Genomic DNA, 23,870 nt, shown 5'->3' on the forward strand with positions numbered 1-23,870 from the left:
AGGCGCGCGGGTGTGAGCCAGGCCGGGCGAGATCTGGGCCAGCGGGCCCGGTCCAGCGGGCCCCGGCCCCAGCGGAGCCCCGACTCCAGCGGGTCCCGGCTCAAGCGGCGACCGGCCCTGGTCCCGGACCGGCCTCGCCCGTCGCTCGTCGCCGACGGGATCCAGCATGCCGAAAGCCGCCGTCCGCTGCCGAAAGTTGTCCACAGGCACGGAGATTCGTCGTACAAATCCGGCGGCGGGTGAGGGCGTCGGCATCGAACCGTCCCGGAGTCGGGACTTCCCCGTGTGCAGCGGGTAACGTCGGGGCGTGCCCGCCGACCCACTGCACCGCGCCGGAAAGCCACAGCGCAGCACGACGAGCCAGCCGCCGAGCGGCTCGGGGGCGAGCGCGATCGAGGTCCGCAGGAGTCCCCGACGACGCAGGACGGTCTCCGCGTACCGCGAGGGCGATCGCACCGTGGTGCTCATCCCCGCCCGCATGTCCGCGGCGGAGGAGCAGCGCTGGGTGAACGTCATGCTCGACAAGCTGGCCGCGCAGGAGAGCAGGCGGGCTCTCGGGGACGCCGAGCTGTCCGAGCGGGCCCGGCGGCTCTCGGAGCAGTACCTCGGCGGCCGGGCCCGGCCCGCGTCGGTGCGCTGGGTGACCAACCAGAACACCCGCTGGGGGTCCTGCACCCCGTCCGACGGCAGCATCCGCCTGTCGCACCGCCTGCAGGGCATGCCCGAGTACGTCGTCGACTACGTCCTGCTCCACGAACTCGCGCATCTGCTCGTCCCCGGACACGGGCCGGGCTTCTGGCAGCTGCTGGAGACCTACCCGAGGACGGAGCGGGCCCGGGGCTACCTCGAAGGCGTGGTCGCCGCACAGCGGTTGCCCCACGTGCCCGGGGCGCGGGGGGAGAGCCCCGCGGGGTGACCGACCGCTTTGCGTGAGCGAGCAGCCGATACGGCTGGGCGGGGGTTCTGTACCGGCTCTGTACCGACGTCTTCCGATGTCCGGATTTGCCGTTAGCCTGGCGCGACGCACTCACGTTCTGGATGGGGGACGGTCGTTACGCATGGCCAGGGAATTCCAACGCGGCCACAAGGCCAGGATCAGTGACCTCACCGCGGGCACGGATCTGTACGTAGGTGTGCAGATCTCCGGCCCCGGCCTGAGCTTCGACATCAGCTGCTTCGGCCTCGACGCCGACGAGCGGCTCTCGGACGACCGGTACTTCGTCTTCTACAACCAGCCGAAGACCCCGGAGGAGTCCATTCAGCTCCTGGGCGCCCAGGCGGGCGACACGGAGTCCTTCAGGGTGACGCTGGACCGGATCCCGCCGCAGATCAAGAAGCTGTCCTTCACGGCGACGATCGACGGTGCCGGGCAGATGTCGCAGATCGCCCCCGGCTACATCCGCATCGTCGCCGGCGGGGAGGAAGTGGCCCGCTATCCCTTCACCGGTGCGGAGTTCTCCACCGAGCGGGCCGTGATGCTGGGCGACTTCTACCTGAAGGACGTGTGGCGGTTCGCCGCCGTCGGGCAGGGCTTCGACGGCGGTCTCGACGCGCTGCTGGAGAACTTCGGCGGCGAGGTGGCCGAGGAGGAGGCGCCCGAGCCCGCCCCGCAGCAGACGGCGCAGGGCGGCGCGGTCCCGGGCTTCGCCCCGCCCGCCTTCGCGGCCCCCACCGCCCCGGCCACCACACCGGCTCCGCCCGCCCCGGCCCAGCCGGCTCATCCCGCCCCGGCACCCGCTCCCCAGCCCGCCGCGCAGGGCTTCGCGCCGCCGCCCGGCGCCACCCCGCCGCCGGCCCCGGCGCCCGCGCCCCAGGTGCACGCCGCGCCGACCATCATCGCGCCCATGAACACCCCGCCCGCCGGCTCCCCGGTGCCGCCGCCGGCCCCTGCCCCGGCGCCGTACGGCCAGCCGGGGCAGCAGCAACCGCCGCAGCCGCAGCAGTACGGCCAGGTCCCCGGCCAGACGGCCCCGCCGCCGCCCGGGTACGCCCAGCCCCAGGCACCCCAGGCACCCCAGGCCCCCGCCCCGCCGCCGGGTTACGGCCAGCCGGCCCCGCCCCCGGGCTACGGCCAGCAGCCGCCGTTCGGACAGGCGCCCTACGGCGCCCCGCAGCACGCCGCCCCGCAGCACGGCGCCCCGCAGCACGCCGCCCCGCCGCATGGCGCTCCCCCGCACGGGTTCCCGCAGCAGGGGGTCCCGCAGGCCGGCGCCGTCCAGGGCCCCGGCGTGGCCGCCGCGCTCCAGCAGTTCAAGGAGACCCCCACCGGGCAGCGCTGGACGCAGCAGAACAAGAAGCTCGTCCGGGTCGACCTCGGCATCGGCGGGCAGCCCGTGCTGGCGCGGCAGGGCAGCATGGTGCTCTACCAGGGCAAGGTCGACTTCAGCTACAAGGGCGCGGGCTTCGCCGGCCGGATCGTGGGCAACGCCACCGGCCAGGAGATGCAGCTGATGCGCTGCACCGGCCAGGGGCAGGTGTTCCTCGCCGAGAACTCGACCATGCTGCACCCGATCGAGCTCCAAGGCGACGGCATCTGCGTCTCCGCCGAGAACGTCCTCGCGTTCGACGAGGGCCTCACCTACGAGGTCCGCCGCGTCGAGGGGCACGGCATCCCCGGTGGCGCGCTGTTCACCATGCAGTTCCAGGGCACCGGCACGATCGTCGTGAAGACGCACGGCACGCCCGTGGTGCTGCCCGTCACGCCCACCACGTTCGCCGACTGCAACGCCGTGGTCGCCTGGTCGGCCGCCGCCCAGGTCGTCGTCTCCAGCCAGGTGCGGATGCGCCGCAACGCCTACCCGGGCGACACCGGGGAGAGCGTCAACCTCCAGTTCCGCGGAGCGCCCGGGAACTTCATCGTCGTCCAGCCGTACGAGGTCTGAGGGAGCCCGTCATGACACAGCAGCTCGCGGGCCACGCCCCCGCACCCGTCACCGCCCGCATGGAGAACCACGGCAACCACATGCTGAAGGTCGCCATGCAGACCGGGAACGACCTCCTCGCGCGCGTGGGGTCGATGGTCGCCTACGAGGGGTTCGTCCAGTACGAGCCCAACCCGCCGGCCGTACGCCAGATCGCCAAGGACTGGCTCACCGGCGAGGGCGCGCCCCTGATGAAGTGCTCCGGCGACGGCCTGCTCTACCTCGCCGACTACGGTGCCAACGTCGTCGTCATCAACCTCAACGGCGACGGCATCTCCGTCAACGCCACCAACCTGCTCGCCTTCGACGCCCATCTGACCTGGGGCGTGGAGCGGGTCAAGGGCCTGGCCAAGTTCGCCGGGCAGGGCCTGTGGAACACCAAGATCTCGGGGCAGGGCTGGGTCGCGCTGACCTCCCGGGGCAAGCCGATCGTCGTCGACTGCGGAGGCGGCGAGGACGAGACGTACGTCGACCCCGACGCGCTCGTCGCCTGGTCCCCCAACCTCAAGGTGAAGGGAAAGCGCAGCTTCCGGGCGCAGTCGCTGATCGGCCGCGGCAGCGGCGAGGCCTACCAGATGGCCTTCTCCGGTCAGGGCATCGTCGTCGTCCAGCCCAGCGAGGACAGCACCGACCGCCTCCGGGTCCGGGGCTGAGGGGGAGCCAGAACACCATGCAGAGCCCGATTTTCGCCTACAACGAGCAGCAGACCCAGGAACGCTGGAGCCTGCAGAACAAGCAGATGCTGCGCGTCGCCCTGGAGGGCCACGACGACGTCCTGGCCCGCAAGGGCACCATGGTCGCCTACCAGGGGCTCGTCGAGTTCGACGCCGAGTACCAGGGCAACGACCAGGCACGCGCGCGTGCGCACACGGGTGAGGGACTCGACCTGATGCGCTGCCACGGGCAGGGCACGGTGTACCTCGCCAACCTCAAGCAGCACGTCCACGTCATGGACGTGGACCAGGACGGCCTCACCGTCGACAGCAGCTACGTGCTGGCGATGGACTCGTCCCTGCACCACGAGGTCATCGCCGTGGACAGCCTCTACGGCATCTCCGGCTCCGGGAAGTACCAGCTCAACATCTCCGGCCGGGGCAAGGTCGCGCTGATGACGTCGGGCATGCCGCTGCTGATGCGGGTGACGCCCGACAAGTACGTCAACTGCGACGCCGACGCGATCGTCGCCTGGTCGACCGGCCTGCGCGTGCAGATGCAGGCCCAGACGCACTCCTCCGGGGTGTGGCGGCGCCGCGGCAACACCGGTGAGGGCTGGGAGCTGAGCTTCATGGGCACCGGCTTCGCGCTGGTCCAGCCCAGCGAGCTGCTGCCGCCGCAGAACGCCCAGATCGGCTCAGGCCTCGCCGCGCAGTACGGCATGGGGCAGCAGGGGGCGCGGGGGCAGAACCAGGGGAACGTCTGGAGCTGAGTGCTCGGTGCTCCGGGGTTCGGCCGATCGGGTTCGAGGGCTGTGCGGTCGGGTCCTGGCCGCGGGCCGTCCGTGGCCGGGCGCGCAGTTCCCCGCGCCCCGAGGCAGGCACACGTAAGGGGCGGCCGCTTCTGCGGCCGCCCCTTACACGTGCTCAGAGCGCGAGTCTCGCGCGCGTCGCCTCCAGCAGGCGGACGACCGAGTCGTCCGCCACCTCCGGCACCTCGTCGTACCCGAACCAGCGCACGTCCAGCGACTCCTCGCTGACCGCGTGCGCGGCGTCGGCGGGCGCCACGACGGCGTACTGGACGTCGAGGTGCCAGTGACACGGCGCCGGGATCGGGTGCCGGTCCAGGCGCACCGGGCCGCCCGGCAGCAAGGTGAGCCCCGAGACGCCGGACTCCTCCGTCGCCTCCCGCAGGGCCGCCGCCGCCAGGGTGGCGTCACTGGGCTCGCAGTGGCCGCCCATCTGCAGCCACATCCGCAGCTTCCTGTGCAGTGTCAGCAGCACCCGGCCGCCCCCGGGGTCGATCACCAGGGCGCTCGCCGTGAGGTGGCCGGCGTGGCAGGCCTTCCATAGGCCGTCCGGGTGATCGGCCAGGTGGTCGAGGTAGGCCTGGCGCAGCTCGGGCTGGTCTTCGTAGCCCTTCAGTACGAGGACCGCGTCGTCGTACAGGCTCACCCGGCGTCGTCGTCCTTGCCCTCGCCCTGGTCCTTCTTGCGCAGGTCGGGCTGGTCCGCCGCCTCGCCGAGCATCTTGTCCAGCTCGGAGAAGTCGATCTGCTCGCGGTGCACGAAGCCGTCCGGGTCGTCCAGGTCGGTCGCCGTCGGGAGCATGTCCGGGTGGTGCCACAGGGCGTCCCGGCCGTCGACACCGCGCGCGTCCGTGAGCGAGGCCCACAGCCGGGAGGCGTCCCGCAGCCGGCGCGGGCGCAGCTCCAGGCCGATCAGCGTGGCGAACGTCTGCTCGGCGGGGCCGCCCGAGGCGCGGCGGCGGCGCAGCGTCTCGCGCAGCGCGTCCGCGGACCCCAGGCGGGGCTTCGCGGCCGCGTGGACCACCGCGTCCACCCAGCCCTCGACCAGCGCCAGCGCGGTCTCCAGACGGGCCAGGGCGGCCTTCTGCTCGGGCGTGTCCTCGGGCTGGAACATGCCCTGCTGCAGCGCTTCCTGGAGCTGCTCGGGGTTCTGCGGGTCGAACTGGCCGACCACGTCCTCCAGCTTGGCCGTGTCGACCTTGATGCCGCGGGCGTAACCGTCGACCGCGCCGAACAGATGCGAGCGCAGCCACGGCACGTGGGCGAACAGGCGCTGGTGGGCGGCCTCGCGCAGGGCGAGGTACAGCCGTACCTCCTCCTGGGGGACGCTCAGGTCCTTGCCGAACGTCTCGATGTTCACCGGCAGCAGCGCGGCCTTGCCGGCCGGGCCGAGCGGCAGGCCGATGTCGGACGAGCCGACGACCTCGCCCGCGAGCACGCCGACGGCCTGCCCGATCTGCGTGCCGAACATGGCACCGCCCATCGAGCGCATCATGCCGATCAGCGGGCCGGCCATGGCCTGCATCTCCTCCGGCAGGACGTCGCCCATCGCGGTGCCGACGCGCTCGGCGACCGGGTCGACGAGCTCCTTCCAGGCGGGCAGGGTCGCCTCGACCCACTCCGCGCGGCTCCAGGCCACGGCGGAGCCGGCACCGGACGGCAGGGACGTGGCGTCGTCGAGCCACAGGTCCGCCAGGCGGACGGCCTCCTCGACGGCCCGGCGCTCGGCGGGGCCGACGCTGGTGTCCTTGGTGCCGTCGGGGGAGCCCTGGGAGACCGTCTGGCGGGCGATCTGCTTGGCCATGTCCCAGTTCACCGGGCCGCCCTCGTAGGAGAGCATCTGGCCCAGCTGCTGGAACGCGGCGCCCAGGTCGTTGGGGTTCAGGGAGCCGAACATGGCTGCGAACGGATTGTCCGCACCGGGGCCACCGGGGCCGCCGCCAAAGCCTCCGGCTCCGGGCAGGCCGCCGAAGCCGAACGGATTGGCCGGTCCCTGACCACCACCGCTCTGCTGGTCCTTCTTCTTGCCCTCGTCGCCGTCGTCCGGCTCCTCCGGCGGAAGGCCGAATCCGAATGGGGTGTCACTCACGGGATTCCTCGGCTGGTAGGGCCGCCGGTTCTTTCCGGCGGCACGGCTGCCCGACAACACCACCCAGCGTAGACACCCGGGGCGGATCGGGCCTCGGTGCTTCGCCGACTGACGGCCTGCGGCAGGATGGATGCCACCTGGTACGCACGCGTCGCTCGCGCTCGTACTGAAGACAACCGCTGGAGACGCCCGGTGAGTTCCCCAGATCCGCAGGTTCGCGCAGCGCGAAACCAGTCAACCAGTTCCGCGAGTGGCGCGGGGCGCGGCCCCGTCGTCGCGGTCACCGGCGCCGCGTACGGCGTCGGCGCGCTGCTCACCGAGCGGCTCGCCGCGTCCGACGAGGTCAGACAGGTTGTGGCCATCGACGAGCGGCGCGGGGAGTGCGCCGCCGCGCAGTGGCACATCCTCGACGTGCGGGACCCGGCCATCGCCGACAAGCTGCGCGGCGCCGACGTGGTGGTGCACCTGGCGCTGGACCTCGACCTGGAGACCGACGCGGCCGCCCGAACGGCCTACAACGTCCGGGGGACCCAGACGGTCCTCACGGCGGCCGCGGCGGCCGGGGTGCACCGCGTGGTGCTGTGCACCTCGTCGATGGTCTACGGCGCGCTGCCGGACAACGAGCTGCCGCTGTCGGAGGACGCGGAGCTGCGCGCCACGGCGGAGGCCACGGGCGTCGGCGACCTGCTGGAGATCGAGCGGCTGGCACGGCGGGCACCGCGGGCCCACCCCGGCCTGAACGTCACGGTGGTGCGGCCGGCCGTCCTGGTGGGCGGCACCGACACCGCGCTGACCAGGTACTTCGAGTCTCCTCGGCTGCTGGTCGTCGCCGGGTCGCGGCCCGCGTGGCAGTTCTGCCACGTCGAGGACCTGTGCAGCGCGCTGGAGTACGCCGTCCTGGAGAAGGTCGACGGGGAACTCGCCGTCGGGTGCGACGGGTGGCTGGAGCAGGAGGAGGTCGAGGAGCTCAGCGGGATCCGCCGGATGGAGCTGCCGTCGGCGGTGGCACTGGGCGCGGCGGCCCGGCTGCACCGGATCGGCCTCACCCCGTCCCCGGCGGGGGACCTGGCCTACACGATGTACCCCTGGGTGGTGAGCGGCAGCAGGCTGCACGACGCCGGATGGCGGCCGCGGTACACCAACGAGGAAGTGCTCGCGCAGCTCCTGGAGGAGGTCTCCGGGCGCCACACCGTCGCCGGACGGCGCCTGGGCCGCAAGGACGCCACGGCCGCCGGAGCCGCCGGCGCGACGGTGGCGCTGCTGGGCGCGGCGGCGGTGGTGCGGCGGGCCCGCAAGGCGCGGCGGCGGATCTGAGGACCGCCCGCGGCGCCGCCGTACCGGTGGGCCCTGTAGGAGACTCCAACCGGCACGCGCGCGTGCCGGGCGATAGCTCTATTTCGTGCCGTCGCTCCCGTGCGGCACGATGGGGCCATGGCATCCATGAGCGATCACCCGGGTGAGCGGGCCGCCCAGGACCCCGTCAAGCTGATCGGGATCCGGGACACGCCCCTGTCCGTGGACGAGGTGTTCCGCGCCGTCGGGGACGACGCGTCCGGCGGCACCGCGCTCTTCGTCGGCACGGTCCGCAACCACGACGGCGGTGCCGACGTGGCGGAGCTGGGCTATTCGTGCCACCCCAGCGCGGAGGCCGAGATGCGGCGGATCGCCGAGAAGGTGGCCGCCGAGTTCCCCGTGCGGGCGCTGGCCGCCGTGCACCGGGTGGGCGACCTGCGGATCGGGGACCTCGCCGTGGTCGTCGCCGTCTCCTGCCCGCACCGCGGGGAGGCCTTCGAGGCCTGCCGCAAGCTCATCGACGACCTCAAGCACGAGGTCCCCATCTGGAAGCACCAGCGGTTCTCCGACGGCACCGAGGAGTGGGTCGGCGCCTGCTGATCCGGGGGGCCGTCCTCCGGTTGCGTAACCGCACCCCTGGCGTGAGCGTTGTCACTGCGGATGGTTAATCTGCTGATCAGTCAGTTTGCGGACGCGCGATGGGGTTGGAGGTCGGCATGGGGGCGCTCGCCTGGTTGCTGATTCCGCTTGTGGCTGCGATCGGCGCGGGGCTGTGGGGAAGTTGGGCCAACCGGACGCGCAAGGTCCGCAGCGACGGCCCGGAGCTCATCGGCTACGCCCGCTTCCGCGAGGCCATGGAGAAGCCCCGGCCGGGTAGCTGACGGCCGGAGAAACAGCAGGTCACACGCGTGCGAGCACAGAGGGCCGCCCCGGACGGGCGGCCCTGACGGTGCGCTGACAGGACCGTCCCGTACTGTCGAGTCATGCCACGCCGCACCGCGACGATGCTCGCCTCCACCCTGATACTGATCGCGCTTCTGTGCGCGGGAGTGTTCATCCCCGTGCCGTACGCGGAGATGTCCCCGGGGCCGACGGTGAACACGCTCGGCGATCACGACGGCGAGCCGGTGCTGCAGATCACGGGACGCAAGACGTACGCCACCCGTGGCCACCTGAACATGACCACGGTCCGCGTCACGAGCGCCGACTACCGCATGAACCTGGTCGAGGCCGTCTACGGCTGGCTCGCGCACGACAACAAGGTCGTGCCGCACGAGACGCTCTACCCGGACGGCAAGACCGAGGAGCAGTCCACCCAGGAGAACGCCGAGGAGTTCAGCCAGTCCCAGGAGAGCGCCAAGGTCGCCGCCCTGAAGGAACTGGACGTCCCGGTGAAGTCGTGGGTCATCGTCTCGACGGTCGTCAAGGGGTCCCCGGCCGAGAACAAGCTGCACGCGGGAGACGTGATCAAGGCCGTCGACGGCACGGCGGTCAAGCAGCCGGCCGACGTCGCCAAGCTGGTCACGAAGCACAAGCCCGGCCAGGACGTGCGCTTCACCATCGTGCCCGCCAAGGAACAGGCGGCCGCCGAGAAGGAGAAGCGGACGCCGACCAGGACCGAGGACATCACCATCACCACCCGGACGTCCGACGACGCGGGTGAGAAGCGCGCCGTCGTGGGGATCTCCGCCGGGACGGACCACACCTTCCCCTTCACCATCGACATCAAGCTGGCCGACGTCGGCGGACCGAGCGCCGGTCTGATGTTCGCGCTCGGCATCTACGACAAGCTCACCCCGGGCAGCCTGACCGGCGGCGAGTTCGTGGCCGGCACCGGCACGATCGACGACGAGGGCAAGGTCGGGCCGATCGGCGGCATCGAGATGAAGACCGTCGGCGCGCGGGCGAAGGGCGCCCAGTACTTCCTCACGCCCGCCGACAACTGCGCGGCCGCCGCCAAGGACACCCCCGAGGGCCTCACCCTCGTCAAGGTGGACACCATCCGGGACGCCCTCGGTGCCCTGGAGGACATCCGCGGCGGCGACACCGCGGACCTCCCGCGGTGCGGTAAGTAGGCGCGGGGGGCGAGGGCCCGGCGGACCGGGCCCCGGAGTCCCCGCGGCTACTCCTCGAAGGTCGCGGACAGCGCCTCCGCCAGGCCCGGGACCAGGTCGGAGCCGGTCAGCACCTCGGTGGGGGAGTCCTTCTCGCGCAGCCGCAGGGCCGCGTCGCGGGTGCCGTCACGCAGTACCGCGACCGTCATCCGGACCTCCTGGCGGTCCGGGTGCTCCGCCACCCACTTCGTCAGCGCCGCCCCGCTCAGGTCCTTCGGCACCTGGGCCTCGGCGGACGGGGGCAGCATCAGGCGCTCCACGGCGAGGGCGCAGCCGGCCACCGCGTCGGGCCAGGCGATGGTGGCGAGGAACTCGTCGAGCGGCTTGCCCGTTGGAATCTCGTCCTGCTCGATCGGGGTGAGGCCGGAGGTCTCCGGCTCCTCGTCCAGACCGAGCCGGTCCGCCAGCGAGGGCTGATCGGCTCGCAGCCGTGCGGTGTCGACGAGGGCGAAGAGGCGGGCGGGCTGGTCCCAGCCGAGGCCGGAGACGTACTCGTCGATCTCGAGCACGGCCCGGGTGAGCGGGTTCGCAGCCATGGGAGTGTTGGACATGGTCACAATCCTCTCTCGTTCCTGGCCGGAATCGGGAACCGAGTAAAGGGTGAGTAAGTTGCATAGGTGAGGGCCCACGATCACGCGGGCCACGCACGGTCCGTGAAGACGCGGGCCTGACGAATCAACAGCGAACTTCGAGGTGCGCACCTTGGCTTTCCAGATGCCGGACCGCGGCGGAGGCCCGACGGGGCCGCGGATGAGAGTGGGCCGCCCGTCCCGGCGCGTCCGGACCCTGCTCATGACGCTGGGCGTCCTGGCCGTCCTCGGCATGGCGTTCACCATGTTCGCGGGGTTTTGGACGGACTGGCTCTGGTACCGGTCGGTGAACTACTCGTCGGTCTTCACCACCACCCTGTGGACCAAGATCGGTCTCTTCTTCGTCTTCGGCCTGCTGATGGCCGTCGCGGTGGGCGTCAACATCTGGCTGGCGCACCGGCTGCGGCCGCCGCTGAGCGCCATGTCGATGGAGCAGCAGAACCTCGACCGCTACCGGATGGGCATCGCGCCCTACAAGAAGTGGCTGCTCCTCGGGGTCACCGCCCTGGTGGGCCTGATCGCCGGCGCCTCCGCGTCCGGTCAGTGGCGCACCTGGCTGATGTGGGTCAACGGCGTGTCCTTCGGACAGAAGGACCCCCAGTTCAAGCTGGACGTCTCCTTCTACGCCTTCGACCTGCCCTGGTACCGGTTCCTGCTCGGCTTCGGCTTCGCCGCCGCGATCCTCTCCCTGATCGCCGCCGCGCTCACGCACTACCTCTACGGCGGGCTGCGCGTCACCAGCCCCGGCGCGCGCGCCACGGCCGCGGCCACCGGGCACCTGTCCGTGCTCCTCGGCATCTTCGTGGCCCTGAAGGCGGTCGCCTACTGGCTCGACCGGTACGGGCTCGCGGTGAAGTCGAGCGACTTCCGGGCGACCGACAACTGGACCGGCCTGCGGTACGTCGACGCCAACGCCTATCTGCCGGCCAAGACGATCCTGTTCTGCATCGCCGTCATCTGCGCGCTGCTGTTCTTCGCCACCCTGTGGCGGCGCACCTGGCAGTTGCCCGTCATCGGCTTCGGCCTGATGGTGCTCTCCGCGATCCTCATCGGCGGGCTGTACCCGGCGATCGTGCAGAAGTTCCAGGTCCAGCCGAACGAGCAGGCCAAGGAGGCGCCGTACGTCGAGAAGAACCTCGAGGCGACGCGCAAGGCCTACGGCATCGACGGCACCAAGGTCACCGACTACTCGGGCACCAGCACGACCGAGGACAAGACCAAGCTCCGCGACGACGTCGACGCCACGGCGAGCATCCGGATCATGGACCCGAACATCGTCTCGCCGACGTTCCAGCAGCTCCAGCAGATCAGGAACTACTACGCGTTCCCGAACAATCTGGACGTCGACCGGTACTCCAAGGACGGCAAGGACCAGGACACGGTCATCGGTCTGCGTGAGATCAACCTCGCCGGCATCCCGAAGAAGAACTGGATCAACAACCACTTCCGTTACACCCACGGCTACGGAGTGGTCGCCGCCGAGGGCACCAGCGCCGACGCGCAGGGCCGGCCGGTCTTCACCGAGTCCGACCTGCCCTCCAAGGGGCAGCTCGGCACGTACGAGCAGCGGGTCTACTACGGCGAGAAGACGACGACGTACTCGATCGTCGGCGGTCCGCAGAAGGAGATCGACTACTCCGACGACAACGGCGAGAAGACCACCAGCTACAAGGGCGACAGCGGGGTCAACCTCTCCAACACGGTCAACCGGGCCGCGTACGCGGTGGCGTTCGGCGAGCCGCAGATCCTCTACTCCGGCGCCATCGGCGAGGGTTCGCGAATCCTGTACAACCGCACGCCCAAGGAGCGCGTCGAGGCGGTCGCCCCCTGGCTGACCATCGACGGCGACGCCTACCCGGCGGTCGTCGACGGCCGGATCCAGTGGATCGTCGACGCCTACACGACGACGAACGGCTACCCCTACTCCTCGCGCACGACCCTCGGTGACACGACGGCCGACTCGCTGACCGCCACCAACGACAACCGAGCGGTGGTGGCCCAGCAGAACCAGGTCAACTACATCCGCAACTCGGTGAAGGCGACCGTCGACGCGTACACCGGCGAGGTCAAGCTCTTCCAGTGGGACACCGAGGACCCGGTCCTCAAGACCTGGATGAAGGCCTTCCCGGACACGGTGGAGCCCAAGAGCGACATCTCCAAGTCGCTGATGGACCACCTGCGCTACCCGCAGGACCTGTTCAAGGTCCAGCGGGAGCTGCTCACGCGCTACCACGTGAAGGACGCCACGACGTTCCTCAGCGGCAGCGAGGTGTGGCAGGTGCCGGACGACCCGACGAACCGGTCGGGCAGCGCGGTGCCGCCGTACTACCTGAGCATGAAGATGCCCGACCAGAAGGCCCAGTCGTTCTCGCTGACGACGACCTTCACGCCCAACGGCCGGGACAACCTGAGCGCGTTCATGGCCGTCGACGCCGAGGCCGGCACCAGTGACTACGGCAAGATCAGAATCCTGAAACTGCCGACGAACACCACGGTCAACGGGCCCAAGCAGGTCCAGAGCCAGTTCAACTCCCAAGAGGAGATCGCCGAGTCCATCAGGCTCCTCAGAGGCGGCGACTCCGAAGTGGAGTACGGCAACCTGCTGACGGTGCCGCTGGACGGCGGGCTGCTCTACGTGGAGCCGGTCTACGTCCGTGGTGGCGGGCTGAAGTACCCGCTGCTGCGCAAGGTGCTGGTCACCTACGGCGGCCAGACCGCCTTCGAGAACACGCTCGACGAGGCCCTCAACAAGGTCTTCGGAGCGGAGGGCGCGACTCCCGAGCCACCGGACGAGGGTGACACGCCACCGCCGCCGACGTCCGACAACCCGACGGTGCAACAGGCCCTGGAGGACGCCCAGAAGGCGTTCGACGCCGGCCAGGAGGCCCTGAAGGAGAACGACTGGGAGGCGTACGGCCGGGCGCAGAAGGACCTGGAGGAGGCTCTGCAGCGGGCCGAGGACGCACAGGCCGCGGGCGGCGGCGCCGGGGGCGGCGAGAGCAAGCCCGACGCCAAGCCGAGCGGCAGCCCCAGCCCGAAACCGAGCAGCTAGCCCCTGGCCTGGTGAAATGCCCGTCCCGCGCCGTGATACGGTAGTGAACACAACGGCGCGGGGTGGAGCAGCTCGGTAGCTCGCTGGGCTCATAACCCAGAGGTCGCAGGTTCAAATCCTGTCCCCGCTACTGAAGTCGTGACGTCCGAGGGACGGAGCGGCCACGAAGGCCCGGATTCCACACAGGAATCCGGGCCTTCGTGATGTGTGAACGCATGTATGGGCGCAGGTTGCGGCCGCGCCGCCGGGGGGAGTTGGGCGATCTGTGTTTGACTTGTCTCTCTGTGGGCATGTCGACAAAACGCTGTAGTGACCTCACTGGCTGCGGTATACCAGGTGTACCCAGGTTGCAGGTGGTGCGACGATGGACGTTATGGGGGACAAGGCAACTCTGTTCGAGACAGGGCGTTTTGTGCAGCCTTCCAGCCGGGAGGACACCGAGACCCCGGACGAGACCGGGGAACTCGCCGACGAGGCGGCCGAAGAGCTGCGTCAGCGGCTCGCCGCGGAGGCCGGCGACGTCGAGGCGATGAGTGTCCTCGGGGCCATGCTGCTGCGCCGTGGTGATCTCGACGGTGCCGAACCCCATCTGCGTGCCGCCACCGCCGCGGGCGACCGGGCCGCGGCCAACAACCTGGGTGTCCTGCTCCACCAGCGCGGATACGCCGACGAGGCCGCCGGCTGGTGGCGGATCGCCGCCGTCGCCGGATCGGCCGCGGCCGCGCACGCCCTGGGCCGGCACCACCGCGAGCGCGGCGACGAGCCCGCCGCCGAGTACTGGCTGCGCCAGTCCGCCGAACAGGGCCACACCCTGGGCGCCTACGCCCTCGCCGACCTGCTGGAGCACCGCGGGGACGCCGCCGCCGAGCAGTGGATGCGCGTGGCGGCCGAGCGCGGGCACCGCGAGGCCGCCTACCGCCTGGCCCGGGCCCTGGACCGGAGGGCGACACGGGAGACCGGCGGTGACAACGGTGTCCAGGCGTCCGAGGAGGCCGAGCAGTGGTACCGGCAGGCCGCCGCGCGCGGGCACCGGCGGGCCGCGCTGCACCTCGGGTCGATCCTGGAGAGGCGCGGTGAGCTCAGGGAGGCCGGGCGCTGGTACCTGACCTCCGCCAAGGACGGCGAGGCGCGGGCCGCCTGCGCGCTCGGGTTCCTGCTGCGCGACGCGGGCGACACCGAGAACGCCGCCGTGTGGTGGCTGCGCGCCGCCCAGGACGGCGACGGCAACGCCGCGAACGCGCTGGGCGCGCTGCACGCCGAGCGGGGCGAGACCCAGACCGCCGAGCGGTGGTACCGGGCCGCGATGGACGCGGGCGACGTGAACGGCGCGTACAACCTCGGGCTGCTCTGCGCCGAGCAGGGGCGCACCGCGCAGGCCGAGCAGTGGTACCGGCGCGCGGCCTACGCCGGGCACCGGGAGGCCGCCAACGCGCTGGCGATCCTGCTGCTGCAGGGCGGGGACGAGACGGGCGCGGAGCCGTGGTTCTCCAAGGCGGCGGAGGCCGGGAGCGTGGACGCCGCGTTCAACCTCGGCATCCTGCACGCGGGGCGGGGCGAGGAGGAGGCCGCGCTGCGCTGGTACGAGCGGGCCGCCGCCGCCGGGCACACCGAAGCGGCGCTGCAGGTCGGCATCGCGCGGCTGCGGGACGGCGACGAGCAGGAGGCCGAGCGGCACCTGCGGTGCGCGGCCGGGGGCGGGAGCGCGGAGGCCGCCTACCGGCTGGCGACCGTGCTCGACGCGCGGCGGCCCCCGGAGCCGGCGCACGAGCTCGGCGAGCCGGTGCACCGGCGCAGCGAGTGCGAGGAGTGGTACGAGCGGGCGGCCCTGCAGGGACACCGGCGGGCCCAGGTGCGGGTCGGCATGCTGGCGGCGGCCCGGGGCGATGTCGTCGAGGCGGCCCGGTGGTACCGGGAGGCGGCCGAGGCCGGGTCCCGCAACGGCGCGTTCAATCTCGGGCTGCTGCTGGCCCGGGAGGGCAGCGAGCCCGAGGCGGCCGTGTGGTGGACCCGGGCGGCCGACGCCGGGCACGGACGGGCCGCGCTGCGGCTGGCCCTGGTCTACGCGCGTCGGGGAGAGCTCGCGGAGGGACAGCGGTGGGCCGACCGGGCCGTGTCCCTGGGGCCCGGGTCGGTGGCGGAGCGGGCGGCCCGGCTGCGGGACGCGCTCCGGCAGGAGCTGTCGGCGTGACCCGGGCCCGAGGGGCGCGCCGAGGGCCCGACGGGAGGTCTGCCGTGAAGCGATTTGCATCCGTCCTCGTCAGTGACGTAACGTTGCATTCACCGACGCGGGGTGGAGCAGCTCGGTAGCTCGCTGGGCTCATAACCCAGAGGTCGCAGGTTCAAATCCTGTCCCCGCTACTGAAGACCGAGGGCCGGAATCCTAAAGGGTTCCGGCCCTCGGTCTTTCCCGGGCCCAGGGCCCGATGCCTGGGCCTGAGTGGTCCGCGTGCGCGGCGAAAAGCCCCGGCACCGAGGGTGCCGGGGCTTTCACGTGCGTAGGGCTAGGCGGCCGCGCAGTTCGGGCAGACGCCGCGGTACGTCACCTCGACCTCCGAGACCGTGAAGCCGAAGCGCTCGGAGTCGGGAAGGTCCGCCAGGGGGTTGCCGACCGGGTGGACGTCGCGGATCGCGCCGCACTGGGCGCAGACCAGGTGGTGGTGCGGCCGGTGGGCGTTCGGGTCGTACCGCTTGGCGCGCTGGTCGGTGGAGACCTCCAGCACCTCGCCGAGGGTGACGAGCTCGCCGAGCGTGTTGTAGACGGTCGCCCGGGAGATCTCGGGCAGCTTGGCGACGGCCCGGGCGTGGACCTCGTCGGCCGTCAGATGGACGTGTTCGCCGTCGAGGACCTCGGCCACGACGCGCCGCTGCGCGGTCATCCGCCATCCGCGTCCGCGCAGGCGTTCCAGAAGGTCACTCATGGCCACCAGCCTAACAGCTAAGGGGACCAGGTCCCGAACAGGTGTGAGATTAGAGTCTCACTTGCTTTAGACAATGTCTATTGTAGGATCGAGAACGGATTTGGCCGAGAGACAGGTTGGCCAGGAATGACGCAGGAGGCGCACGTGACGCAGGGACCGCTTACGACGGAGGCCGGGGCTCCGGTCGCCGACAACCAGAACAGCGAGACCGCGGGCGTCGGCGGCCCCGTGCTCGTCCAGGACCAGCTCCTGCTGGAGAAGCTGGCCCACTTCAACCGGGAGCGCATCCCGGAGCGGGTGGTGCACGCCCGCGGCGCCGGCGCCTACGGCACCTTCACGGTGACGGCCGACGTCACGCCCTACACGCGCGCCGCGTTCCTCAACGGGATCGGCAAGCAGACCGAGGTCTTCCTGCGCTTCTCGACCGTGGCCGGCAACCTCGGCGCGGCGGACGCCGTGCGCGACCCGCGCGGCTTCGCGCTGAAGTTCTACACCGAGGAGGGCAATTACGACCTCGTCGGCAACAACACCCCGGTGTTCTTCATCAAGGACGCCATCAAGTTCCCGGACTTCATCCACACCCAGAAGCGCGACCCGTACACCGGCTCGACCGAGGCGGACAACGTCTGGGACTTCTGGAGCCTGTCGCCCGAGTCCACGCACCAGGTGACCTGGCTGTTCGGCGACCGGGGCATCCCCGCCTCCTACCGCCACATGGACGGCTTCGGCTCGCACACCTTCCAGTGGAGCAACGCGGCCGGCGAGGCCTTCTGGGTGAAGTACCACTTCAAGACGGACCAGGGGATCAAGAACCTGACCAGCGCGGAGGCCGCCCGGCTCGCCGGTGAGGACCCCGACTCCCACCAGCGCGACCTGCGCGAGGCCATCGAGCGCGGCGAGTACCCGAGCTGGACCGTCGGCGTGCAGATCATGCCCGTGGCCGAGGCGGCGACGTACCGGTTCAACCCGTTCGACCTGACCAAGGTCTGGCCGCACGCGGACTACCCGGTCGTCGAGATCGGCAAGCTGGAGCTCAACCGCAACCCGGAGAACATCTTCGCCGAGGTCGAGCAGTCGATCTTCAGCCCCGCCCACTTCGTGCCGGGCATCGGCCCGTCCCCGGACAAGATGCTCCAGGGCCGCCTCTTCGCCTACGGCGACGCCCACCGCTACCGCGTCGGCATCAACGCCGACCACCTGCCGGTGAACCGCCCGCACGCCACCGTGGCGCGCACCCACGCGCGGGACGGCCACCTCTACGACGGCCGCCACGGGGGCGCGAAGAACTACGAGCCGAACAGCTTCGGCGGGCCGTTCCAGACGGACCGTCCGCTGTGGTCGGCGGTCGCCGTGGGCGGCACGACCGGCAACCACGAGGCGCCCGTGCACGCCGAGGACGACGACTTCGTCCAGGCGGGCAACCTCTACCGGCTGATGTCGGAGGACGAGAAGGAGCGCCTGATCGCCAACCTGGCGGGCTTCATCGCCAAGGTCTCGCGCGACGACATCGTCGAGCGGGCGATCGACAACTTCCGTCGGGCCGACGGAGACTACGGCAAGCGGCTGGAGGTCGCGGTCCAGGCCCTGCGCGGCTGAACTCCAGCGCTGGACCGCTTGCGGTAGCGGACGGGCCGGGTTCCCCTCGGGGAGCCCGGCCCGTCCGTGTGCTCGCGCGCGGTCAGGCGGGCACCTGCTGACGTGCCGGTGCCCAGCAGCGGATGATGTCGCGGACCGAGACGACGCCGGCGGGCTCGTCGCGGTCGAGCACGATGAGGTGACGGAAGCCGCCGTGCGCCATGGCGCCGGCCGCCTCCTCAAGGGTCCAGGTCGGGGCGGCGAAGACGACGTCGTTGGTGGTGTGGGCGTGGGCGTGCTCGGTGTCCGGGTCCTGGCCCAGACCCACGGAGTTGAGGATGTCGCGTTCGGTGAGGATGCCGATGCCACCGGCGTCCGGGTCGAGGACGATGGCCGCGCCGACCTTGCGGGCGGACATCAGCGCGGCGGCCTGGCGCAGCGTGTGGGCCGGGCCGATGGTCAGGACGACGGTGCTCATGGCGTCACGGACGAGCATGGATGGAGCCACCTCCTGGGAGTGTCCCCGCCGTTTGTTCATCGCTTCACAAGTTCACAAGTGGGGGGACTCTCAGAGTGGCAGGCAAAGGGAGGGTCAACAAGGGGGCGGTCAGTAACGCTGGTTGAGGTACCCGAGCAGCTCGTCGTGGAGCAGGCCGTTCGACGCCGCCCCGTTGCCGCTGTGAGGGCCCGGGCGGGCGTCCAGGCCCGTGAAGGTGCCGCCGGCCTCGGTGACGATGATCGCGTTGGCGGCCATGTCCCACAGCGACAGCTCCGGCTCGGCGCACATGTCGATCGAGCCCTCGGCCACCATCATGTACGGCCAGAAATCGCCGTAGGCGCGCGTGCGCCACACCGCCCGGGTCAGGTCCAGGAAGCCGTCCAGGCGGCCCTGCTCCTCCCAGCCGCTGAGCGAGGAGTACGCGAAGGAGGCGTCGGAGAGCCGGGAGACGCGGGAGACGTGCAGCCGGGAGGCCTTGGTGAGGGAGCGGCCGCTGAAGGCGCCGTGCCCCTTCGCCGCCCACCAGCGGCGGCCCAGGGCGGGGGCGGAGACGACGCCGACGACCGGCTGGAAGCCGCCCTCGCCGGCCTCCATGAGGGAGATCAGGGTGGCCCAGACGGGGACGCCGCGGACGTAGTTCTTCGTGCCGTCGATCGGGTCGATCACCCAGCGGCGCGGGCCGGTGCCCTCGACGCCGTACTCCTCGCCGAGGATCGCGTCCCGGGGCCGGGCGCGCTGGAGCTGGCCGCGGATGAGCTCCTCCGCGGCCTTGTCCGCCTCGCTCACCGGTGTCATGTCCGGTTTGGTCTCGACCTTGAGGTCGAGGGCCTTGAACCGGTCCGTCGTCGCGGCGTCCGCGGCGTCCGCGAGGACGTGAGCGAGACGCAGGTCGTCGAGGTAGTCGGGCATGTGACGAACCTATCCGCCGAGGTGGGGGTGGGGCCAGCGGGGGTTCGTACCGGCCGGGAACCGTCCGGTGACGCCTGTGGCGGTGTGCCGAGCGCGGGTGGGGGCGTGGGTTCGCCGGCCCGGTCCGGGCGAGCCCCGACACCCCGCGCGACACGGCCGAAACGCGCCCCCGCGCGCGCTCGCGAACCCTTGACAGTGGTTCCACGCGCGTCAAATCTGGGCGCAGAGCCGCTCGCCCCAAGGGGAGGCGATGATGCCTGCAGCGCGGGAATCTCTACTGGACGCCGCTTTCGCGGCGCTGGCGCGCCGGCCGTGGTCCGCCGTGCGGATGGTGGACGTGGCCGCGGCGGCCGGAGTGTCCCGGCAGACGCTGTACAACGAGTTCGGCAGCAAGGACGGCCTGGCCCGGGCGCTCGTGCGCAGGGAGGCCGACGGCTATCTCGCCGGGGTCGACCGCGCCCTGGCGGCTCACAGCGACCCGCGCGACCGGCTCACCGCCACCGCCGAGTGGGTCACCGCCGCGGCCCGGGACAACGCCCTCGTCCGCGCCATGCTCACCGGCTGCTGGAGCGAACGCCTGCCGTCGCCGACCCTGTCGGCCGTGCCCTCCGGCTCCGCCGTGCCGGCCCAGCGCCGCGCCGACGGGCCCCTGCCCTCGCCCGGTGACTTCGTCGCCCTGGTCCGCGACCGTGCGGTGACCGTCCTGGCCGGACCCGGCACCCCCACGTCCGAGACGGCCGACCTCGCCCGCTCCTGCGAACTCGCCGTCCGGCTGGCCCTGTCCTGCGTGGCCGCGCCCCCCGCCGAGGGCGGCGTCGCCGACCTGGTCCGCGGCGCCCTGCACCGGCAGGCCGGGTGACGGGACGTCAGTGCGCCGAACCCGACAGCTGCAGGCCGATCACACCGATGACGACGAGGCTGATCGACACGATCTTCAGCGTCGACACCAGGTCACCGAGGAACACCATGCCGTAGATGGCCGTCCCCGCCGCCCCGATGCCCGTCCACACGGCGTAGGCGGGCCCCACGTCGAGCTTCTTCAGCGACAGGGTGAGCAGGCCGAAGCTGCCCAGGGCGAAGACGCAGAACGCGACCGTCGGCCAGAGGCGCGTGAAGCCGTGCGACAGCTTCAGGCAGACGGCGAAACCGGTCTCGAGCAACCCGGCCACGATGACCAGCAGCCACGCCATGTGTCGTCCTCCCGTACCCCATGTTCAGTGACCGCTTCGCCTCGTTCTGCGCAGGCTCGCATCCGGCTTGGTGCGATTATGCACTTACCGTCCGCGCGGCAGGGCAAACAACGCGGAGGTCAGTCGCCGTCCGTGCGCTCGCGCGCGGCCAGGAGCCGGCGCAGCGAGTACAGCCGCGCCGGGTCCGCGTGGCCCTCGGCCACCCAGGCGTCCAGCGCGCAGTCCGGCTCGTCGTGGCTGCACGCGCGCGGGCAGCCCTCGGTACCCGGCTCCAGGTCGGGGAAGGCGTGGATGACCCGCGACGGGTCGACGTGGTTGAGCCCGAAGGACCGCACCCCCGGCGTGTCGATGACCCAGCCGTCACCGCCGGCCAGCGGCAGCGCCAGCGCGGAGGTGGTGGTGTGCCGGCCACGGCCCGTCACCGCGTTCACGTGCCCGGTCGAACGCCGCCGCTCCCGCGGCACCAGCGCGTTCACCAGGGTCGTCTTGCCCACCCCCGAGTGTCCGACGAACGCGGTGATACGGCCGTCGAGCTGCTCGCGCACCCGGGCGACGGCGGTGCCGCTCTCCAGTTCCGCGCGGCTGGTGACGACGTAGGGGATGTCGAGGTCGCCGTAGAGCTCCAGCAGCTTCTCGGGCGGGGCGAGGTCCGACTTGGTGAGCACCAGCAGGGGTTCCAGGCCACCGTCGTAGGCCGCGACCAGGCAGCGGTCGATCAGGCGGGGGCGCGGCTCCGGGTCGGCCAGGGCCGTGACGACGGCCAGCTGGTCGGCGTTGGCGACGACCACGCGCTCGTACGGATCGTCGTCGTCCGCCGTACGGCGCAGGACCGACGTGCGGTCCTCGATCCGCACGATGCGGGCGAGCGTGTCCTTCCTGCCCGACAGGTCGCCCACGAGGGCCACCCGGTCCCCGACCACGGCCGCCTTGCGGCCCAGTTCACGGGCCTTCATCGCCATGACCACGCGGTCCTCGACGAGACAGGTGAGCCGGCCCCGGTCGACGGTGAGGACGAGGCCCTCGGCGGCGTCCTCGTGCTTGGGCCGGATGTTCGTCCGGGGCCGGGTGTTGCGGCGGCCCGGACGGGTGCGGATGTCGTCCTCGTCGGTGTGCTTGCCGTAGCGGCGCATGACCTGGTCCCCGCGTCCTACGCCCCGAGCATCCCGGTCCACAGGTCGGGGAAGTCGGGCAGGGTCTTGGCCGTCGTCGCCACGTTCTCGATCTGCACGCCCTCCACCGCCAGGCCGATGACCGCGCCGGCCGTGGCCATGCGGTGGTCGTCGTAGGTGTGGAAGATCCCGCCGTGCAGCCGGCGCGGGCGGATGTGCAGGCCGTCGGCGGTCTCCGTCACGTCGCCGCCCAGCTCGTTGATCTCCTTGGTCAGCGCCGCCAGCCGGTCCGTCTCGTGCAGGCGCAGGTGGGCGACGCCGCGCAGGGTGGACGGGGAGTCGGCGAGGGCCGCGACGGCGGCGATGCCCGGCGTGAGCTCGCCGACCTCGCTCAGGTCGACGTCGATGCCGTGGATCGCGCCGGAGCCGGTGAACACCAGCCCGTACTCGGTCAGTTCGCAGGAGCCGCCCATCTCGGTGAAGATCTCGCGCAGCCGGTCACCGGGCTGGGTGGTGCGGGCCGGCCAGTCCGGGATGACGACCTTGCCGCCCGTCACCAGCGCCGCCGCCAGGAACGGCTGGGCGTTGGACAGGTCCGGCTCGATCACCAGGTCCCGGCCGAGCAGGGCGCCCGGCGTGACGCGCCAGACGTTCGGCTCGCCGCCCGACTCGGGGGTGTCCACCTGGGCGCCGACCGCGCGCAGCATGTCGACGGTCATCCGGATGTGCGGCAGGGACGGCAGCGTGGCGCCGGTGTGGCGGACCTCGACGCCCTGGTTGAAGCGCGGGCCGGACAGCAGCAGGGCGCTGACGAACTGCGACGAGGAGGACGCGTCGATCGAGACCGTGCCGCCGTCCAGGGCGCCGCCGCCGTGCACGGTCAGCGGCAGCGCGCCGCGGCCGTCGTCGTCGATCCGGGCGCCGAGCTGGCGCAGCGCGTCGATGACGCCGTTCAGCGGGCGCTCGTAGGAACGGGGGTCGCCGTCGAAGCGGACCGGACCGTCGGCGAGCGCGGCGACCGGCGGCAGGAACCGCATGACCGTGCCGGCGTTGCCGACGTCGACCGTGGCCGGGCCGCGCAGGCCCGTGGGCAGCACCCGCCAGGCCTCGCCGGTGCCGTCGGGGCCCACGCCCTCCTCGATCTCGATCCCCATCGCGCGCAGCGCGCCGGCCATCAGCAGGGTGTCGCGGGAGCGCAGCGGGCGGCGCAGCCAGCCGGGCTCGGAGGCGAGGGCGGCGAGGACCAGGGCGCGGTTGGTGACCGACTTGGACCCGGGCACGTGGACCGTCGCGTCGACGGCTCCGCTCGCGTGCGGGGCGGGCCAGAGGGCGGTGTCTGCGGTGTTCGGGACCATGCCTTTACTTTATAAGCAGGCAGTGCTCCCAGGGCCGCCGCGTCGCGCCGCCCGGGCCCGCTCCGGCCGCCCTCACAGGCCCAGCAGCCAGCGCCCTCCCCCGAGCAGCGAGCACAGCGACACGGCGTGGAACAGGAAGAACCACAGGCCCGCCGGGACGTGGGTCAGGCGGGACAGCTGGTCCGCGTCCGAGTCGCCCGCCCCGCCCCGGGCCCGCTTGGCCTGCAGTTCGAAGGCCGGGCGCACCCCGCCGACCAGCAGGAACCACACCACCACGTACGCGAACGCCGCCTGGACCTGGGGCCCGGCCAGCCAGGACACCAGCACGAACAGGCCCCCGGTGACGATCATCGTGAGGGCGCCGTAGGCGTTGCGGATCATCACCAGCATGGCGAGCAGCAGGGCCGTGGCCAGCCACAGCAGGAGCGTGATGCGGCCGGCGCCGAGCAGGGCCGCGCCGCCGAGGCCCAGCAGGGGAGGGGCGGTGTAGCCGGCGGCCGCGGTGAGGATCATGCCGATGCCGTGCGGTTTGCCGCGGCTGACGGTCAGGCCGCTGGTGTCCGAGTGCAGCCGTATGCCCGTGAGCGTGCGGCCGGAGAGCAGGGCCACCAGCCCGTGTCCGCCCTCGTGCGCGATGGTGATGGCGTTGCGGGAGATGCGCCACAGTCCGTGCGGGACCACCACGGCGAGCGCGATCCCCAGGGCCGCGACCACCACCCACAGGTCGGGGTCGGGCTGGGTGCCGGAGACCTCGCCCCAGAGGGAGGCGAGCGAGGCGGTTGCGGTGCTGTCCAT

General features: G+C 71.8%; 22 protein-coding genes and 2 tRNA genes. 14 read left to right on the plus strand and 10 right to left on the minus strand.

Annotated features, from left to right (window positions below; all coding sequences use genetic code 11):
* The first annotated feature begins 307 nt into the window (after positions 1-307).
* The 4 genes from AC07DA_RS15610 to AC07DA_RS15625 all read left to right on the plus strand — a co-directional run bounded on the left by AC07DA_RS15610 (position 308) and on the right by AC07DA_RS15625 (position 4,347).
* Positions 308-916, plus strand: coding sequence for a M48 metallopeptidase family protein (locus tag AC07DA_RS15610; RefSeq protein ID WP_479128330.1), 609 nt, complete (start codon positions 308-310; stop codon positions 914-916).
* A gap of 142 nt (positions 917-1,058) precedes the next feature.
* Positions 1,059-2,882, plus strand: a complete 1,824-nt coding sequence (locus AC07DA_RS15615) for a TerD family protein (RefSeq protein ID WP_479128332.1) — start codon at positions 1,059-1,061, stop codon at positions 2,880-2,882.
* An 11-nt stretch (positions 2,883-2,893) separates the two neighbouring features.
* Positions 2,894-3,574: an AIM24 family protein gene (locus AC07DA_RS15620; protein ID WP_030854889.1), complete on the plus strand. Its 681-nt coding sequence runs from the start codon at positions 2,894-2,896 to the stop codon at positions 3,572-3,574.
* Between the two features lie 17 nt (positions 3,575-3,591).
* Positions 3,592-4,347 carry an AIM24 family protein gene (locus AC07DA_RS15625; RefSeq protein ID WP_479128335.1) on the plus strand — a complete coding sequence of 252 codons (756 nt, stop codon included), beginning with the start codon at positions 3,592-3,594 and terminating at the stop codon, positions 4,345-4,347.
* A gap of 154 nt (positions 4,348-4,501) precedes the next feature.
* Here AC07DA_RS15625 and AC07DA_RS15630 read toward each other — a convergent pair whose 3' ends face one another.
* Together AC07DA_RS15630 and AC07DA_RS15635 are read right to left on the minus strand one after the other, a co-directional pair.
* Positions 4,502-5,029, minus strand: a complete 528-nt coding sequence (locus AC07DA_RS15630; protein ID WP_479128337.1) for an NUDIX hydrolase — start codon at positions 5,027-5,029, stop codon at positions 4,502-4,504.
* The gene (locus AC07DA_RS15635) at positions 5,026-6,471 is read right to left on the minus strand and encodes a zinc-dependent metalloprotease (RefSeq protein ID WP_479128339.1); all 1,446 of its coding nucleotides are present in this window, start codon (positions 6,469-6,471) and stop codon (positions 5,026-5,028) included. The genes AC07DA_RS15630 and AC07DA_RS15635 overlap by 4 nt, the downstream gene beginning before the upstream one ends.
* 192 nt (positions 6,472-6,663) lie before the next feature.
* Here AC07DA_RS15635 and AC07DA_RS15640 point away from each other — a divergent pair, with 192 nt between their 5' ends.
* From AC07DA_RS15640 to AC07DA_RS15655, 4 genes are all read left to right on the plus strand, one after another.
* Entirely contained in the window at positions 6,664-7,785 is a 1,122-nt protein-coding gene (locus tag AC07DA_RS15640; protein WP_479128341.1) for an SDR family oxidoreductase, read from the plus strand.
* 117 nt (positions 7,786-7,902) lie between these two features.
* The gene (locus AC07DA_RS15645) at positions 7,903-8,364 is read left to right on the plus strand and encodes a molybdenum cofactor biosynthesis protein MoaE (RefSeq protein WP_479128343.1); all 462 of its coding nucleotides are present in this window, start codon (positions 7,903-7,905) and stop codon (positions 8,362-8,364) included.
* Between the two features lie 116 nt (positions 8,365-8,480).
* On the plus strand, positions 8,481-8,645 hold the full coding sequence (locus AC07DA_RS15650) for a hypothetical protein (protein WP_479128345.1): 165 nt from the start codon (positions 8,481-8,483) through the stop codon (positions 8,643-8,645).
* 102 nt (positions 8,646-8,747) lie between these two features.
* Positions 8,748-9,839, plus strand: a complete 1,092-nt coding sequence (locus tag AC07DA_RS15655) for a YlbL family protein (protein WP_479128347.1) — start codon at positions 8,748-8,750, stop codon at positions 9,837-9,839.
* Positions 9,840-9,886: 47 nt separating this feature from the next.
* Here the strand turns inward: AC07DA_RS15655 and AC07DA_RS15660 are convergent, their stop codons facing one another.
* A complete protein-coding gene (locus tag AC07DA_RS15660; RefSeq protein WP_479128349.1) occupies positions 9,887-10,429 on the minus strand; it encodes a PPA1309 family protein in 543 nt (180 codons plus the stop codon).
* A gap of 163 nt (positions 10,430-10,592) precedes the next feature.
* On the opposite strand from AC07DA_RS15660, the gene AC07DA_RS15665 reads away from it, so the two are divergent.
* The 4 genes from AC07DA_RS15665 to AC07DA_RS15680 all read left to right on the plus strand — a co-directional run bounded on the left by AC07DA_RS15665 (position 10,593) and on the right by AC07DA_RS15680 (position 15,878).
* The gene (locus AC07DA_RS15665) at positions 10,593-13,520 is read left to right on the plus strand and encodes a UPF0182 family membrane protein (RefSeq protein ID WP_479128408.1); all 2,928 of its coding nucleotides are present in this window, start codon (positions 10,593-10,595) and stop codon (positions 13,518-13,520) included.
* 56 nt (positions 13,521-13,576) lie between these two features.
* Positions 13,577-13,650 (plus strand) — tRNA-Met (locus tag AC07DA_RS15670).
* Positions 13,651-13,884: 234 nt separating this feature from the next.
* On the plus strand, positions 13,885-15,708 hold the full coding sequence (locus tag AC07DA_RS15675; RefSeq protein ID WP_479128351.1) for a tetratricopeptide repeat protein: 1,824 nt from the start codon (positions 13,885-13,887) through the stop codon (positions 15,706-15,708).
* Between the two features lie 96 nt (positions 15,709-15,804).
* Positions 15,805-15,878, plus strand: a tRNA-Met gene (locus AC07DA_RS15680).
* A gap of 143 nt (positions 15,879-16,021) precedes the next feature.
* On the opposite strand, the gene AC07DA_RS15685 is transcribed toward AC07DA_RS15680, so the two are convergent.
* Complete coding sequence (locus AC07DA_RS15685) at positions 16,022-16,438, minus strand: Fur family transcriptional regulator (RefSeq protein ID WP_479128353.1); 417 nt, start codon at positions 16,436-16,438, stop codon at positions 16,022-16,024.
* A gap of 144 nt (positions 16,439-16,582) precedes the next feature.
* Here AC07DA_RS15685 and AC07DA_RS15690 point away from each other — a divergent pair, with 144 nt between their 5' ends.
* A complete protein-coding gene (locus tag AC07DA_RS15690) occupies positions 16,583-18,034 on the plus strand; it encodes a catalase (RefSeq protein WP_479128355.1) in 1,452 nt (483 codons plus the stop codon).
* Between the two features lie 82 nt (positions 18,035-18,116).
* Here the strand turns inward: AC07DA_RS15690 and AC07DA_RS15695 are convergent, their stop codons facing one another.
* A complete protein-coding gene (locus AC07DA_RS15695) occupies positions 18,117-18,509 on the minus strand; it encodes a CBS domain-containing protein (protein ID WP_479128357.1) in 393 nt (130 codons plus the stop codon).
* 111 nt (positions 18,510-18,620) lie between these two features.
* Positions 18,621-19,421, minus strand: a complete 801-nt coding sequence (gene hisN, locus AC07DA_RS15700; protein ID WP_479128359.1) for a histidinol-phosphatase — start codon at positions 19,419-19,421, stop codon at positions 18,621-18,623.
* A 250-nt stretch (positions 19,422-19,671) separates the two neighbouring features.
* Here hisN and AC07DA_RS15705 point away from each other — a divergent pair, with 250 nt between their 5' ends.
* Entirely contained in the window at positions 19,672-20,280 is a 609-nt protein-coding gene (locus tag AC07DA_RS15705) for a TetR/AcrR family transcriptional regulator (RefSeq protein ID WP_479128361.1), read from the plus strand.
* A gap of 7 nt (positions 20,281-20,287) precedes the next feature.
* Here AC07DA_RS15705 and AC07DA_RS15710 read toward each other — a convergent pair whose 3' ends face one another.
* From AC07DA_RS15710 to AC07DA_RS15725, 4 genes are all read right to left on the minus strand, one after another.
* Positions 20,288-20,611 carry a DMT family transporter gene (locus tag AC07DA_RS15710; RefSeq protein ID WP_479128363.1) on the minus strand — a complete coding sequence of 108 codons (324 nt, stop codon included), beginning with the start codon at positions 20,609-20,611 and terminating at the stop codon, positions 20,288-20,290.
* A 119-nt stretch (positions 20,612-20,730) separates the two neighbouring features.
* On the minus strand, positions 20,731-21,741 hold the full coding sequence (gene rsgA, locus AC07DA_RS15715; protein ID WP_479128364.1) for a ribosome small subunit-dependent GTPase A: 1,011 nt from the start codon (positions 21,739-21,741) through the stop codon (positions 20,731-20,733).
* A gap of 17 nt (positions 21,742-21,758) precedes the next feature.
* Positions 21,759-23,075 carry a 3-phosphoshikimate 1-carboxyvinyltransferase gene (gene aroA / locus AC07DA_RS15720; RefSeq protein WP_479128366.1) on the minus strand — a complete coding sequence of 439 codons (1,317 nt, stop codon included), beginning with the start codon at positions 23,073-23,075 and terminating at the stop codon, positions 21,759-21,761.
* Between the two features lie 72 nt (positions 23,076-23,147).
* The gene (locus tag AC07DA_RS15725; RefSeq protein WP_479128368.1) at positions 23,148-23,870 is read right to left on the minus strand and encodes a M50 family metallopeptidase; all 723 of its coding nucleotides are present in this window, start codon (positions 23,868-23,870) and stop codon (positions 23,148-23,150) included.

Source organism: Streptomyces sp. NPDC044921 (assembly GCF_056432865.1).

What these genes read in the sequence shown, in the direction of transcription:
- AC07DA_RS15615 (WP_479128332.1), top strand. Translation starts at nt 1,059, where the DNA reads ATGGCCAGGGAATTCCAACGCGGCCACAAGGCCAGGATCAGTGACCTC.
- AC07DA_RS15620 (WP_030854889.1), top strand. Translation starts at nt 2,894, where the DNA reads ATGACACAGCAGCTCGCGGGCCACGCCCCCGCACCCGTCACCGCCCGC.
- AC07DA_RS15625 (WP_479128335.1), top strand. Translation starts at nt 3,592, where the DNA reads ATGCAGAGCCCGATTTTCGCCTACAACGAGCAGCAGACCCAGGAACGC.
- AC07DA_RS15645 (WP_479128343.1), top strand. Translation starts at nt 7,903, where the DNA reads ATGGCATCCATGAGCGATCACCCGGGTGAGCGGGCCGCCCAGGACCCC.
- AC07DA_RS15650 (WP_479128345.1), top strand. Translation starts at nt 8,481, where the DNA reads ATGGGGGCGCTCGCCTGGTTGCTGATTCCGCTTGTGGCTGCGATCGGC.
- AC07DA_RS15655 (WP_479128347.1), top strand. Translation starts at nt 8,748, where the DNA reads ATGCCACGCCGCACCGCGACGATGCTCGCCTCCACCCTGATACTGATC.
- AC07DA_RS15660 (WP_479128349.1), bottom strand. Translation starts at nt 10,429, where the DNA reads ATGTCCAACACTCCCATGGCTGCGAACCCGCTCACCCGGGCCGTGCTC.
- AC07DA_RS15665 (WP_479128408.1), top strand. Translation starts at nt 10,593, where the DNA reads ATGCCGGACCGCGGCGGAGGCCCGACGGGGCCGCGGATGAGAGTGGGC.
- AC07DA_RS15675 (WP_479128351.1), top strand. Translation starts at nt 13,885, where the DNA reads ATGGACGTTATGGGGGACAAGGCAACTCTGTTCGAGACAGGGCGTTTT.
- AC07DA_RS15685 (WP_479128353.1), bottom strand. Translation starts at nt 16,438, where the DNA reads ATGAGTGACCTTCTGGAACGCCTGCGCGGACGCGGATGGCGGATGACC.
- AC07DA_RS15695 (WP_479128357.1), bottom strand. Translation starts at nt 18,509, where the DNA reads ATGCTCGTCCGTGACGCCATGAGCACCGTCGTCCTGACCATCGGCCCG.
- hisN (WP_479128359.1), bottom strand. Translation starts at nt 19,421, where the DNA reads ATGCCCGACTACCTCGACGACCTGCGTCTCGCTCACGTCCTCGCGGAC.
- AC07DA_RS15705 (WP_479128361.1), top strand. Translation starts at nt 19,672, where the DNA reads ATGATGCCTGCAGCGCGGGAATCTCTACTGGACGCCGCTTTCGCGGCG.
- AC07DA_RS15710 (WP_479128363.1), bottom strand. Translation starts at nt 20,611, where the DNA reads ATGGCGTGGCTGCTGGTCATCGTGGCCGGGTTGCTCGAGACCGGTTTC.
- rsgA (WP_479128364.1), bottom strand. Translation starts at nt 21,741, where the DNA reads ATGCGCCGCTACGGCAAGCACACCGACGAGGACGACATCCGCACCCGT.
- aroA (WP_479128366.1), bottom strand. Translation starts at nt 23,075, where the DNA reads ATGGTCCCGAACACCGCAGACACCGCCCTCTGGCCCGCCCCGCACGCG.
- AC07DA_RS15725 (WP_479128368.1), bottom strand. Translation starts at nt 23,870, where the DNA reads ATGGACAGCACCGCAACCGCCTCGCTCGCCTCCCTCTGGGGCGAGGTC.